General features: G+C 40.8%; 10 protein-coding genes. 4 read left to right on the top strand and 6 right to left on the bottom strand.

What is annotated here, in order from left to right:
- Positions 1–84 precede the first annotated feature (84 nt).
- Entirely contained in the window at positions 85–450 is a 366-nt protein-coding gene (locus tag F8R90_RS00050) for a hypothetical protein (protein ID WP_196508504.1), read from the top strand.
- A gap of 522 nt (positions 451–972) precedes the next feature.
- Here the strand turns inward: F8R90_RS00050 and F8R90_RS00045 are convergent.
- Entirely contained in the window at positions 973–2,154 is a 1,182-nt protein-coding gene (locus F8R90_RS00045) for a low temperature requirement protein A (protein ID WP_196508502.1), read from the bottom strand.
- A gap of 1,026 nt (positions 2,155–3,180) precedes the next feature.
- On the opposite strand from F8R90_RS00045, the gene F8R90_RS00040 reads away from it, so the two are divergent.
- Positions 3,181–6,879, top strand: a complete 3,699-nt coding sequence (locus F8R90_RS00040; RefSeq protein WP_196508500.1) for an NB-ARC domain-containing protein — start codon at positions 3,181–3,183, stop codon at positions 6,877–6,879.
- 204 nt (positions 6,880–7,083) lie between these two features.
- Here F8R90_RS00040 and F8R90_RS00035 read toward each other — a convergent pair whose 3' ends face one another.
- Positions 7,084–7,353 (bottom strand): hypothetical protein, encoded by a 270-nt coding sequence (locus F8R90_RS00035; RefSeq protein WP_196508498.1) that lies wholly within the window; start codon positions 7,351–7,353, stop codon positions 7,084–7,086.
- Positions 7,354–7,617: 264 nt separating this feature from the next.
- Positions 7,618–8,469, bottom strand: a complete 852-nt coding sequence (locus tag F8R90_RS00030; RefSeq protein ID WP_196508496.1) for a hypothetical protein — start codon at positions 8,467–8,469, stop codon at positions 7,618–7,620.
- A 2,355-nt stretch (positions 8,470–10,824) separates the two neighbouring features.
- Here F8R90_RS00030 and F8R90_RS00025 point away from each other — a divergent pair.
- Complete coding sequence (locus F8R90_RS00025; protein WP_230966001.1) at positions 10,825–12,591, top strand: multicopper oxidase family protein; 1,767 nt, start codon at positions 10,825–10,827, stop codon at positions 12,589–12,591.
- A 425-nt stretch (positions 12,592–13,016) separates the two neighbouring features.
- On the top strand, positions 13,017–14,141 hold the full coding sequence (locus tag F8R90_RS00020; RefSeq protein ID WP_196508494.1) for a hypothetical protein: 1,125 nt from the start codon (positions 13,017–13,019) through the stop codon (positions 14,139–14,141).
- Positions 14,142–14,273: 132 nt separating this feature from the next.
- Here the strand turns inward: F8R90_RS00020 and F8R90_RS00015 are convergent, their stop codons facing one another.
- From F8R90_RS00015 to F8R90_RS00005, 3 genes are all read right to left on the bottom strand, one after another.
- Positions 14,274–14,561, bottom strand: coding sequence for a hypothetical protein (locus tag F8R90_RS00015; protein WP_196508492.1), 288 nt, complete (start codon positions 14,559–14,561; stop codon positions 14,274–14,276).
- Positions 14,558–14,959, bottom strand: coding sequence for a hypothetical protein (locus F8R90_RS00010; protein ID WP_196508490.1), 402 nt, complete (start codon positions 14,957–14,959; stop codon positions 14,558–14,560). Before F8R90_RS00010 ends, F8R90_RS00015 begins: the two co-directional genes overlap by 4 nt.
- Positions 14,960–15,009: 50 nt before the next feature.
- The coding region (locus F8R90_RS00005; protein ID WP_442946728.1) for a transposase at positions 15,010–15,215 on the bottom strand (206 nt) is incomplete at its 5' end.

The following is a 15,215-nucleotide window of genomic DNA, read 5'->3' as shown; positions in this document are numbered from 1 at the left end:
CCAGTAAATCCCAAACTTCGGGAAAACTACGGATAAATAACAATCAACTATTTAAACATTAATTTTTAGATAAGTGGTAATTTCGTGACGAAAAATAATAGTGAAGAAATTGTAGTTATTAAGGGAGCTATACCGAAAGCTTTAAAGCTTCAATTTAAGGTTGTTTGTGTACAAAAAGAGTTGGAGATGAGTGAAGTATTGGAAAATTTAATCAAGCGTTGGATACAAACAGATACCCCTGTTATTGAATTGTCTGTAGATTGGTTGAATCAGGAATTGGAAGATGTTAAAGCATATGTACCAAAATCTTTAAAACATCAATTTAAATTGCTCTGTACTCAGAAACGAATCACGATACGTTCTACTTTACATGTACTCATCGAGCAATGGCTACAAATGGAGGTAGCATCTCAATTTTATATAAATGCTGACAGAAAAAATAGTTTGTGATTTGGAAGGCATCACCGAGTTGGAATCCCGAATTAAGGAGAAACCACCTGGTTCATGCAGAATTGGTCTAAGGTTTTAAGTTTTATATCAAGTTCGGGTGATTACTTACCCCTCTTCTGTCACTCTCCGAAAACATTTGCCTTTTCTAAAATCTAGAGCTTTTGTATAGCAAGCGATGTCTACGACGGGCTACGCCTACGCGCGATTATTTTCTAATAAAAAATACAAGACCGATTTTTTTCTAATAGTATAGCTTGTATTGATTGACTGATATAGCTTCTAGAGATCGCCCTCTCGGAAAGTGACAGAAGAGGGGTATCATAAAATCTATCAATGTAGGTTGGGCTTACCGTGTGTGAAACCCAACATTAATCTAGATAAAATGCTGGGTTTCGTTCCTCAACCCAACCTAGAGATATTATAAGTATTTAACCTAACATAATATTACCTATAAAATTTTCAGACGAATTACTATTTTTTGCCACATTCTGTTAAAAATAAGTTATCTTAATCGCCGTCAAATTAAATTTCTGGATCGACTAAGCGGGTACTGGGACGTGCCTGATATAAATCCTGAACGACCTGCACAGCAGAAACTACAGCTACAAGACTGATGACTACAACAGGTAACAAACCTTGACCCAAAATAGCGATCGCTAGTAGTACTCCCGCACTCGCAAGTCGATATTGGGAACGAATTTGACAATAGCGTAGCACCCCATATATATGGAGAATACTGATAGATAGCGAGCATAATGCCACTGAACCACAAATTAACCATCGCAGGGAATCAGGTAGTGGTAGAGTTGGATTATTTAACAAAATTTGTTCTACACCAACTCCAGCTGCAACAATCCCAATTACTAGGGGTAAATGAGTGTAAAGCCAGAGATTGACAACACCAATTCTTCCATGTGTCCGCGCTATCTCAATCGGTCTGCCACCCAGATTATCAAAATAGACCCACCACCAGCTAAAAGCAATAAGTAGACCAAACACGGCGGTAATCACGGTTAAAACATCCCATTTCTGCTGAGACATACCATCGACCACCGCGATGATTGCTTCGCCTAAGACAATAATGGTAAATAGCCCAAAGCGTTCAGGTAAGTGGGATGCGTGGGGGAGTAACTTGATTTGGAACTTACTTCCGATTAAGGGTGTGACAAAGTCAATAATCATTCCCAATGTCCAGAGTCCGAACCGCCAAGGAATTGGTATAGCTGCTGATATTAACCAGAAAAATGCTGCGATCGCAAAACCTATGGCATATTGAGTAGTCAAAGGACGTGCTGAAGGGATATGTATTCCAGCACGGACATACTCTATCACCAAGACAGCACGACCAAGAGCATAGGAAAGAGCAAAACCAGCAGAACTCTCAGTCAAACCGTGGTGGATATTGATAGCCATTGCTGCTGCTGTCAGCATTTGTAGACCAATTAATAGCCGATGTCCCACATCATCGCTATCAAAGCGGTTGGCATAAAGTGTGGTTCCAATCCATGACCACCAAACCGGTATAAATAGAACTACAAAGCCAAATAATCCTGATAGCGAAATATCTTCTTTGAGATTGTGGGCGAGTTGAGAAACTGCAACCACAAATACCAAATCATAAAAAAGTTCTAGCCAGGTGGTGCGTCGTTCTTCTTCGATGTCTTCACCAACCCGTAATCTTGGTGGTTCGAGAAAATTCGTCATATTGGCAATTATTTCTAAAGTAAAGTGGATCAAATCAAATGCAAGATTTTCATCTTGTAATTAAGGGACTTCCAACAAAAAAATATTCCATAGTAGGGGCGCACAGTTGTGTATTGGTGTCAACTTAACGTAAAAGCCAGTCTCTAACAAGCTTTTAGAGATTGAGTGTTGTCTCGTTCCCAGTCTCCGACTGGGAATGCCGTCCTGGCGGCAGAGCCGCTTTTGAGTTGCATTTCCAGCCCAGAGGCTGGAAACGAGATTTGAAAAGGCTTTTTGCTTAAGTTGACACCAATGACAGTTGTGCGCCCCTACAAATGTGCAAATAATTTGGGATAATTTATTTTCTGGAAGTACCTTAACGCAGCATGAGCAGCAGATTTCTGAAGCTATCATACTCAATACATGCTCTGCTAATTTAACATTGGCTAAATCAAAAGTATTACAGACAACAATATTTCTGAACCTTGGCTTTAGGGAAAAAACTTTTCCATCTATTGCATTATTATTCTTCCATCGAATTTTATTCATTAGACTTCTTGCATAAGACTTATTGCATAAATAGTCAACAAAAGGAAAGGGTGATAAATAGTAAATGACATGTAAAAACTCACTTTTGCAAGAGACTCCATCAGTTGCACTCACAACAAGCAATAAAAATTTCTTTTCCCTACTCCCCACTCCGTAGAGACGCGATTAATCGCGTCTCTACCCACTCCCTATTCCCTATTTTGAAGGCAGGTCTATTGTTTCAGATTACAACAGCCCCCTACTCATAAGATCGTCTTAAACTTTTTAAGATCGTCTTAAACTTTTTTTGTTTAAGTCCTTAGAGCCGCAAGTACTTTTTGTGATATATTTTTGATATATTATCCATAATTACGTGATTTTACCGCTCCTGTATTAAAGATATTCAGTTGTAGTGAAAAAGCAACTGAAAAATTGTAATTTCTAAAAAAAACGCATTGAAAGTAAATGAATTAATCATACACCAAAGTCGTTAATTTGATGGCTTCAAAAGTGGCTTTAATGAAACTTACAAAGCAGAAACGTAAACGTGGTCTTATTCTAACTCTAGAAGGATTACAAAAACTTCAATCCGCTAAACTTACTGCCGAATTCAACGAAAATTATGGAAACAGGTATACCCTTGAAGATTTAAGTGAGCGGATTGGAATAAACACTGCGACAATCTCCAAGGTGCTGTCTCGTGAAGACGGAGTTGACAAACGAACAATTGAGCTTTTCTTCCAAGCTTTTAATCTCAAATTGGATAAAGATTGTTATACAAATTCCGACCAATGTCACCACCAAGATTGGGGAGAAGCGACTAATGTTTCAAATTTTTATGGTCGAACAAAAGAAATAGCTACATTAGAACAGTTGGTTGTTCAGGAGCGTTGCAAGTTAGTGGCAGTTTTAGGAATGGGAGGAATCGGTAAATCGGCTTTAGCTATTAAGTTGACGGAGCAGATTAAAGGTAATTTTGAGTGTATCATATGGCGATCGCTGCGTGAAGCTCCGCCCATCAAAAATATTTTAGCTAGCCTGATCCAGTTTTTATCCGATGAGCAAGAAACAGAAGCTTCTTTACCAGAAAGTATAGGTGAGAGAATATCCCGACTGATTGATTATCTGCGGCAGCATCGCTGTCTTTTAATATTAGATAATATCGAGTCAATTCTGCAAAGTGGTAGTCGAGCCGGACTTTACCGAGAAGGATATGAAGGATATGGTGATCTGCTCAGACGAGTGGGAGAAGTAACTCACCAAAGCTGCTTGCTTTTAACAGGTAGAGAAAAACCGAAAGAAGTAGCAGCATTAGAAGGAGAAACGCTATGTGTACGTTCATTTCTTCTTGGTGGTTTGCAGGCGGTGGATGGGCAAGAAATTTTAAAAGCCAAGGGAGTTTTTGCTTCTGAGTCAGAATCTGGGCAACTGGTAGAGCGTTATGCAGGCAATCCTTTGGCTTTGAAGGTGGTTGCTACGACTATTCAAGATGTATTTTGTGGTGAGATACCGAATTTTTTACAACAAGAAACAAGTGTTTTTGGTGATATTCGTGAGCTTTTAGAGCAGCAGTTTACACGGTTGTCAAATTTAGAAAAGGATGCACTGTACTGGTTAGCGATTAATCGTGAGCCAGTTTCGCTGTCAGAAATACGAGAGGATATCGTATCACAAATACCGCCACAAAAATTGCTAGAATCTTTGGAGTCTTTGGTGAGGCGATCGCTCATCGAAAAAAGCGCAGGGCTATTCACCCTACAACCTGTAGTGATGGAGTATGTGACTCAGCGATTGATAGATCAAGTTTGTGAAGAAATTGCCACTGAGAATATTGATTTGTTCAGGTGTCATGCTCTGATGAAGGCAACGGCGAAAGACTACGTGAGGGATATTCAAATTCGCCTGATTGTCCAACCAGTTATAGATGGGTTGCTTGGTATTTTTAGAAGCAAAAAAAATCTAGAACGTCACCTAAGCAAAATTTTGGACAATCTGCGAGAAAGATCACCCTTAGAACAAAGTTATAAGGCTGGCAATGTCCTGAATCTGCTTTGCCATCTGGGGACTGACCTCAGCGGCTATAATTTTTCTGATTTGAGTATTTGGCAAGTAGACCTGCGGTGTATGAAATTGCACGATGTCAATTTTCAAAACGCGAATTTTGATAGGTCTGTTTTTGCTGAAACCTTCGGTGGTGTTCTGTCGGTAGCCTTTAGCCCTGATGGCAAACTTTTGGCTTTGGGTGATACCAATGGTGAGATTCGCTTGTATCAAGTTTCAAATTGGCAACAACTTCTAATCTGTAAGGGTCACACCAACTGGGTTTTATCACTTGCCTTCAGTCCTGATAGCAGTATCTTTGCTAGCGGTAGTATTGACCATACTGTGAAATTATGGGATGTTAGGACAGGCCAATGCCTTAAAACTTTGTGTGGACATGAGCATGAGATTTGGTCTGTTGCTTTTAGTCCAGATGCTAACACAATAGCTAGTGCCAGTGATGACCAAACGATAAAATTATGGAATGTCCGCACTGGGCAATGTTTGAAAACTTTCCTGGGACACAGGAGTTGGGTACTCTCAGTTACCTTTAGTCCTGATGGACAGATGCTCATGAGTGGTAGTGATGACCACACTGTTAGGTTGTGGGATATTAACACAGGTGAATGCCTCAAAACGTTGCAAGGTCATCTTGATGGAATACGGTCAATTGCCGTCAGGACTGACGGTCAGATGCTGGCTAGTGGTAGTGAAGACCATACTCTTAAATTGTGGGATGTTAGCACTGGTGAATGCCTGAAAACTTTTCAAGGACATTCCAATGAAGTATATTCAGTTGCTTTTAGTCCACAGGGCGATTTTTTAGCTAGTGGCAGTTTTGACCAGACGGTGAGGCTGTGGAGTGTTCCCACTGGTGAATGCCTCAAAATTTTCCACGGGCATTCCGGTTGGGTATTTTCGGTTGCCTTTAGTCGACAGAGCGATCTCCTAGTAAGTGGCAGTTACGACCAAACAGTGAGGGTATGGGATGTTAGTACTAGTGAATGTCTCAAAAATTTTCAGGGATATACTAATCAGGTACTCTCAGTTGCCTTCAGTCCAGATGGGCAGACGCTAGCAAGTGGCAGCCATGACTCTTTGATGAGGCTGTGGGATGTCAATACAGGTCAATGCCTGAAAATCTTCCAGGGACATTGCGCTGCGGTTAGGTCTGTTGTCTTCAGTCCAGATGGGCAAACGCTGGCGAGTTGTAGTCATGACTCTTCGATAAAGTTATGGGATGTGAATACAGGTCAAGCGTTGCAAACTTTCCACGGACATGGTGCTGCGGTTTGGTCTGTTGCCTTCAGTTCAGATGGGCAACTGTTGGCGAGTTGCAGTGACGATCAAACGGTGAGGTTGTGGGATGCGAATACAGGTCAAGCGTTGCAAACTTTCCACGGACATGGTGCTGCGGTTTGGTCTGTTGCCTTCAGTTCAGATGGGCAACTGTTGGCGAGTTGCAGTGACGATCAAACGGTGAGGTTGTGGGATGCGAATACAGGTCAAGCGTTGCAAACTTTCCACGGACATGGTGCTGCGGTTTGGTCTGTTGCCTTTAGTCCTCAAGGAACAATGCTGGCGAGTGGTGCTTTAGACCAGACAATCAAATTGTGGGATGCCTACACGGGTGAGTGCAAACGAACGCTTGAGGGGCATACTAGTTGGGTTTTGTCGGTTGCCTTTAGTCCAGATGGCGAACTGCTCGCAAGTAGCAGTTATGATGGAACAATTAAATTATGGTATGTCAGCACTGGTGAATGCTGTAGAAATCTGCAAGCAAGTACAGGTTGGTTAAAGTCAGTTGCCTTTAGTCCAGATAGCCAGAGACTAGCTAGTTGCAGTGAAAGTAATACAGTCAAACTGTGGGATGTCAGTACAGGTCAAGGACTCAGGTCTTTGCAAGGACATATAGCTAGGGTTTGGTCAGTCGTCTTTAGTCCTGATAATCAGATTCTAGCCAGCAGTGGTGATGATGAGACAATTAGACTTTGGGATACTGCAACAAGTGAGTGCTTAAAAACTATGAAACCGGAGCAACCCTATGAGCGTATGAATATTATGGGAGTTACAGGTTTAACTACAGCAACTATTGCTACGCTTAAAGTATTAGGAGCAGTTACTGACGAGAAACAACCTATTTACAGCGTATTTCAGGTAAATGAGGTACACGGGTAGGGGCGCACAGCTGTGCGCCCCTACGATTATCTGTACCTCACCAACTTGCAATCTGCTGTAAATATTAATCGCTGAATGCCTAGCTAGTAAGCTGGTCAAGTATAACTAGCTGTAAAGCTTTTTGACTCTTGACTTCACAGGGCTAGACAATCAGAAATATAAAGTGTTTCAAGTTGAAGCCATTAAACTGACGATAAGCTGAATCTAGAAACCAATCTCGGTGTCGCTACGCAATCCTTGTGCGAATTCATTGGTTATGATACTTTCCAAATCATCAAATTCGATGTCATTCAACATGTCGAAACTGCTTTCAAGGAAGTAGTTGGTAAACTCCTGACTTAAAGACTGCTGCTCTATAATTCCAGCAGTCTTCATTCCGTTTGGAAATATCTGTGAAAAAACAGCCTCATTGGAAAAACCCAACCCTAGCGATGCCACAATCGAAAATCCAAAATCTAAAATCTGAGATAGCATCTTTATTCTCCTTGTAGTTTAGACCTGCCTTGAAAATAGGAAGTAGGGAGTGGGGAGTAGGGAGTAGGGAAAATAAATTTTCATTGTTCCTTGTGAACGCAGTTCATGGAGTCTCTTGCAAAAGTCAGTTTTTACATGTCAGTTAGTACTTATCACCCTTTTGTTGACCATTTATGCAAGAAGTTTTTTGAACATACGGTTAAGAGTGCCTGAAAAAAACCCTTCTTCCTTACAGGTTCATTTCTTTAGCTTCTGAAAATTAGTTCACACTCGTAAGGAAGTATTTAACTTTAGCGGTTTCAATATATTCTGAAGTTCCTCGTCTGAGATGTAGCCCTCTTTAGGTGGGGTAAAGCATAATAATGTGGTTTCATAACAGGCTTTTGCCACGCGGATATGCTCCCTATGAGTAAGCTCTGCAACAACATCAACTATCTCCTCTACGTGCTTTACTTCAGCACCAAGACCGCTGTGTATACGTAGCCAGCGTGTGGTATGAGTAGCAGGTGGTAACAAAGCCTCTACACCCTGGATATACTTCTCCCCTTTAAATGTCCCTAGACGTTCACTCGCATATGAACAGCCAACGCAATCAATTGGATCGATCGCCTGCACACAGTGGGTGAAGTAATCTACAAAAGCCGTTGCAGCAGATGGAACCAGAGTTTTTACGACAGCTTCAGCGTCATATCCCATCGATTGAATATCAAGCAACGCGAGTCGGTCGTGACCAGCCTCTTCTTTGGCTTTCTGTGCAGCCCACTCTGCTAAATTCTGACGACCAGATGCAGCAAAGCGCCTAGCCGCTTCTTCCATCAGTCGTGTAGTATGGCGGCTTGAATGGTATGCACCTGCCATTCGCCATACCCAACGTATAGGGGTCAGTTTTGGTGGTCTGCGATCGCTCTTGACTGTGTGCCAAGCATAGGCGATCGCCCGATCTAAAAGCTTCTGGGTTCTAGCTATGCTGTCTGCATGACTTATGTTTGAGGTGGTGCGATCGCCACTTCCCACAAAACCACGTTGAGAGATTCTATTGCCGTTGCTACTTTTTACCGCCAGATCCTCAAGCAGAATACAGCCCGATTCAGTATTAATTAAAAAGTCATTACGCATGATTAGCTTCCTCTGTTGTGGTTACTACAGATAGGATGAAAAAAAGTTATTCCCAGCAATAGTCAAGTTGTTAGCAAATTATCTGAATAATCGCTAAAATCGACTTCCAGCAAGCATTTTTGGTTAGTTTCAAACATTTGTATAACTGAAGCCAAAACCAACCTATCCGATCAACTTTATGAGACCTACAAAGGAATGCAGGTTTCAAAGCCTCTCAGAAGTGTGGGAGCCAGTCCGTTGCCTATTTTCCGCCCGTTGTAACAATTAGCGTGAGAGTTTTGGAGAGGGAATTGTAATATACTTTGTGGCTTTTTAAACATACTCTAAAACCAATCTTGGTGAGGTAGTTTCTAAAATTGTTGAAAAAGTACTTTAGCTGCTTTCTAAGGGTTTTAGCCCAAAAGTCCAAAAGTACTTTTTTAAAGTCTTTAGTCCAAAAGTACTTTACTACTGACTATGAGACTTTGATGGCTCTATTTTCCCTAGATACCTCCAAAATCGGGCGAATTTTAATTCTTGATAAGGATTTTGGTGTTGCTGAATTCATACTGTTAATCACCAACACCCGAATTTTTATATCCGCAAGCACTAGCCATCATATCTGCAAGTAAGTCTAGAACACCAAACTTGATCTGCAATAGCAAAATAGAATATGTTCCAGCAATCAGCAAATTAATAGCTGAGCTTCAGGACAGCTTTTCAATCTTGTTAGAGGTTATTTTAAAAGTGGTAACCGAGGTATCCAAAACTTTAGATTCTCCTAGATCCTCATATTAAAGGAGGACTTTGAGGAGATTATTCCCACCTTGAAAAAATTTTGTAGACTAAGCATAAGAGATTTAACTACTAAAATTTTAATTCAAGTTGATGTAAACTTTGTTTGTGATTTGTACTCTCTCACTTATTGATATTATCATAACTTTACAATTTCTGGAAGTAAGTTGTAAACATTTTATTTTTTTGCAACTTTAGCTACGTCATTGCGAAGCAAATCTATGCTGTTCAAGATATTGCAAAATAACAAATCTTTAACTGCAAAGTTACTAAATCTCAAACAGACCTTGAATAATTAATGTTTTGTTAACGTTAATATAAGAATATAATGACCTTTTTGAAGGGTAGAACTCACCATTTATAAGATAGGATAATACGATTCATAACCTTTGATAAATAAACTGAAGTTTGTTGATACTGAGTCTTACAGTCGTACAAGATTTTGTGAAATCAAGATCGATAACTTAAGGACTAACTTAAGAGGTTGTTTAAAGTCCATCCAAAACAGAGGTGCTTGAAAGCCAGATTCAAAGCTGATTTCTTAGGATTGTATTCCCAAGAGAAAATGAATGACTCTTCAGGCTTCTGGAAAATTTTTCAGTATACTGGACGCTGCCGAATTGAAGTATGAAATTTCAAAATTCGATATCTCAAACTCTTACTCTCTGTGTTTCTGCGCGACGCTACTTGCTTGCGCAAAGGCGAGACGCTCTTGCTACCTTGCTTCCCCATAGGGGTAAAAGTTTCTTAACCCGCTCAAGGCAGTGGCTGCTCTGCATCAGATAAATTTATACCCGAATTCAGCAACGCCCTCTACTGAATCTGTTTTGTCAGCTTCATCCTGCCCTCCCAGAGTCCAGATGCAACGCCAAAATTCGCTACTAACTTGTGAAAATCTCTGCTAAGTTTTTCCCTAAAATCAGGATCTTATCTGGTCAAAAATTTTTTGAAAGTGAAAACTATATTCAAATCTAATTCACATCAGGTGCGAACTGAAAACGCCTTTTCTCCTTTAACAGGGCAAACGCATCTAAAATTAACAAAACTAAATCCACAAAAGTCCTTGTTTGTGTAGTGACTTACGCGCTGTACAAATTAACCATAATGTGTATTACGGTATTTGGTTGTTCAAGCGCTTTGCATAACCCTAATTTCTTCGCATATTTATATTTGCGTAGGCGTAGCCCGTCTTAGATATCGCTGGATGCTAAAAATGGCTGAAATAACCAAATTGTCTATATTACTTATGTACAATGCGTAAATTCTATGTGCGTTCAACGCAGAAATCAGATTTTTCGTTCATCTTATTTTTTTAACCGTATATGGAAGGTAAAAAAATCATGTCATGTATTCTCAATTAGTAGTATTTATAGCGAAAAAATAGAACCTTATTGAGAAAATGGCATTTTTTAGGAATCCTACATGATTCCTCAAGAGACTCCATGAGTTGCAATCACTTGGAGCAATGAAAATTTATTTTCCCTATTCCCTATTTTGAAGACAGGATTTCAGATGAAACTCTGATCAACCAGGCTTTTCAGTCTTAGTATTTTTTCAAAAATAAAATCTGAGTCCTATATTATGTATCCCCATACAAAAAAAGTACCAATATTAACCAGAAGACGGTTTATCTTTGCAAGTGCAGCTAGTGGAACAGCATTCCTTGCTACTACCATGCTTAAGGGAAATAGAACTCATGCAAGCATCCCTGCGGAGATCACAAAGTTTACCGAACCTCTACCCATCCCATTCGCAGCTTCTCCACCCAGCACTTTGACCATCGCCCGGAGTTCGCACTCGTTCCACAGCAACTTAGGGGCAGGCCCAACCTTGGCTTATGGTGGTTTATCTATTCTTGGACCAACTATCGAAGTTACAAGAAACACACCCCTTAGCATCAACGTATTTAACAATGTTGTTGGAGACCATCCGTTTTTGCAAGCAGTTGACACGGGGTTGCATGGTACTCTAGAGTCTGACAAAACCAGCCCAAGAATGTCGTTGCATCTGCATGGTAGCAACACTGAAGCTAAAAGCGATGGATACCCAAAGGATACCTTTACACCAGGGCAGACTTACCTGTACAACTTCAACAACAATCAGGAAGCAGCCACACTGTGGTATCACGACCATGCGATGGGAATTACTGGTTTGAATGTCTTAGCCGGTCTTGCTGGGTTTTACTTCATCAGGGACATTGACGATCCTGTGGGTGGCAATGGACCACTGGGCTTGCCAGCTGGCGCTCCCTATGAAATACCGCTGGTAATACAAGACCGTTCTTTCAACAGCGATGGCTCCGTGTCTCACCCCAATCAGCCACCCTGGTTAGTAGAGTATGTCGTTGATGTCGCTACTGTCAATGGTAAAGCGTGGCCGAATCTGAATGTAGACCGTACCTTATACCGATTTCGGATTGTCAATGGCTCAAGCGCACGGACTTACAATCTCAAGCTGTCATCAAAACAGCCAATCATCCAAATCGGTACCGACCAGGGTATGCTCAATGCTCCGGTGTATTTATCCCGTCTGCTGCTCTCTCCTGGTGAACGGGCTGATGTGTTGATCGATTTCTCCAAAAGTCTGCCGGGAGACAAAATTGTCCTAGAAAATGATGCCATTTCACCATATCCATTTGGCAGGGCAAATTTCATCATATTTAGTCCCGAATTGCCCGAAATTATGCAATTCACAGTGAACGCGGGTGCTGCTGCTCCCAAGCCAGTCCCTAATATACTGCGACTGTATAAGCCACCGATAAAACCAATTGCTGTTAAACCTACACGGCAAAGGTTCCTGACACTGGTAGAGATTGCAGGGCCAGATGGACCGATTGTATTGTTAATGAACTATCTCTACTGGGATGAGCCACTCAAAAACCCGGAACTCATGGAGCGGCCGAAAGTGGACACCGTGGAGCAGTGGAACATCATCAATCTTCAGCCTGTTGCCCACCCAATGCACTTGCATCTAGTCCCATTCCAGATATTGAATCGACAAAAGATTAATCCCACCAAGTATCTCAAAGCATACTATGCTACCGGGCCTCGTACAGTCATTTCAAGTCATGGAATGGGTGGCTCCACGATGCCAGGTGGTTATCCACCACCTGATCCTACGTCTTTTGCGATCGGGCCGGCAAGACCGCCAGCAGCAAACGAAGCCGGATGGAAAGATACAGTACTAGTCAATCCCTATGAGGTCACCCGCCTGATCGTTCCATTTGGATCTCAAGCAGCAGAGAACTTACCGTTCGGCAACTCGTTTGTTGGAACCTACGTTTGGCACTGCCATATGCTTGGACATGAGGACAATGAGATGATGTTGCCTTACGAGGTAATAGCTTAGACCACTACTGATTCAAAAAATCAAGTAGTAAAATTCGGCGTAAATAAGCTACGCATTTTAAATGTCTCAAAGTCTTAATGGGGCATGAATTAAAAATTGCGAATTACCGAAATAGTGCTGAGTGCCCAGTTAGAGTGCTGAGTAAAAAACAGTAAAAATCGCACTGGTTCAACGCCCTAAAGATTGCTAACAGCACTCAGCACTCCTGAAGAATTACGCAAAGCGGTACTAGCTTCTAGAACACTGATTCAACAATCCCAAAAACCAAGCGGATGTGGTTAAAAAGAGCGAAAATTGCTGACTTAAATTTCAAGAAAGCCAGGTTTTTAATCCGTATTTTAAATGCTGAATCAGAGTTCTAGAAAAAAGTTGTGAAAGTGTATATCTTCTTATGTATAACAGCATTTAGCTTCCAGGTAAATTTCATGAAATTACTCTCCACGCTAGCTATTAATAGTTATTCTATTTCCGTCTGTTTTCTTGGTATTGTCTCACCTGTTTATGCAGTATCCCTAAGCAAAACTGATAATTATCTTACTACCGAAAACACTCTCTCATCTGCTATCAGTAGTGTAGAAGGACAACTAGAAAATGAAAACGTTGACTTTTACAATTTTTCAAATTTGGATACTGGAAATTTATTTACTGTAGAGGTAGATTCACAATCATTCGATCCACTTCTAGGCCAGTTGGATGATTTTGGTAATATCATCGTAATCAATGATGATCAATCTGATAGCAATGTTCTACCGATACTAACCGGAGAGATACCCACTAGCAGCAGCCTGAACTTTGCCGTATCTGGTTTGAGAGACATTTTCCTTAGAGGAGACCACTTTGAATCTGGTTCATATACATTATCATTAAAAACATTTCCTTTTCCCAGCCCTTCAACGAATGTAACACTGGCCAACAGTGGCTTTGAAAGTGGCAATTTTACGGGATGGACAACACTAGGATCTACTAGTATTGAAACCACAACATTTGGTAGTGGTTCAACAGAGGGAAATTTCCAAGCTTTATTGTCAACTGGTGGTGCTACATTTGATGGTTCAATTATAGAAAAATTTCTAGTATTAGAAGATAATTCGTTGAATAATTTTGACGAACAAGAAGTTATTAAAGGCTCCGCTATTCAACAACAATTCACAGCTAAATCTGGAGATGTTTTGAGCTTTGATTGGAATTTCTTGACCAATGAGGTCTTACCACCAGTTACTTTTTCAGACTTCTCTTTTGTTTCAATCAGTTCCTCAGATAATTCAGTTAGTTCATTATTAGAATTATCTGATGTAACTGATACCACATCGGAATTTTCTCTGACAGATTTTTTTCAAGAGACTGGTTTTGGCACTTTTTCCTTAAAGTTGCCCACCACAGCAACATACACCTTAGGACTTGGGGTTATAGATGTGGGAGATAACGATTTTGATTCTGGACTTTTAGTTGACAATTTTAAATTAACCTCTGTTCCTGAACCCACTAATGAGCTAGGTTTATTGGGCTTTAGTACCTTAGTCCTATTAAGATTCTGGAGAAAAATCTTGTAGCTTCGTAGATAAAGGTTACTATTTTTGGGCGACTGGGTAATTAAACAGGGTAAGAGCATCTCAATTAGGCTTGACATAAGGGCTGAGAGGAATTTAATGTAGAGTCAATGAAACCGGAACTGAGAATTCGAATCATGTAATCGTTATCCATACCATGAGAATTCGAATCATGTAATCGTTATCCATACCAGTCCGTTTCATTTTTTGTCGGAGACTACGTTTGTAAGCTTCATGTTTCTTATGTGACATTAAATCAATCAAAGTTTGGAAACTTCGTTTAACTTCAATTGCATCAAGACCTGTTTTGTTGTCAAGAATCTCAGCGGCTTGATGAACCCAGTGATAAGCAACAGTAATTGGAGTGAATAAAGATGCTGTTTGTTCAAGCCCTTTGTTCAAAATTTGTTTGAGCTTGATCAAGGGTTTTGGTAAGCCCCTTTTTTAGCCACCCGTTCTAGACTTGCTTCAATTAAACTTAGACGTTCTTGTAGTTTTAATCCAGAAGCATCTAGCGGTGGACGACCATCATTGGTCAAGGAAGCACGTACAGCTAAACAATATCCACGTAGAACTTCAGACGTAGCTTGGTCACACTCACTAATACTACGCTCAATCTGGCGTATGCCCCGAACCTGCTTTTTTAATTCCTTTTTTGCGTGCCTATCTGCTTCATAAATAACCTTAGCTGCTTCCTTCAAATAGTGAAAGTGGCATAAACCATGAGCAATTCCCGGTAATGCGACTTCAACAGCTTTACGAATTAACTGCTGTCCGTCACTTATTACTCCACCAATCTCTACATCAAGAGTATTTTTCACCTCCAATAGCAAGCAGGGTTAGCGCGTCTCAAACCCTATTGACAGGGGGATTATGGCAGAGGTACTGAGTTTGAGAGAGCCGCAGCCAACACAGAAAGCATATAGCGATCGTTCATAGCTGCTCGTCGTGATTTTTGGCGAATACTGCGACGAAAAGATGATTCTCGCTCTAATGCATTCAGGGCAATACGACGTAGTAAAGCAAAGTTTTGTGGGCTGTGCAGAGAACGAATTCGGGACTCATCCTCATGAAAGG

The sequence above is a fragment of the Nostoc sp. NZL genome, from assembly GCF_015714705.1.
Classification (GTDB): Bacteria; Cyanobacteriota; Cyanobacteriia; order Cyanobacteriales; family Nostocaceae; genus Nostoc; species Nostoc foliaceum_A.
This window is presented reverse-complemented; position numbering and strand designations above follow the sequence as displayed.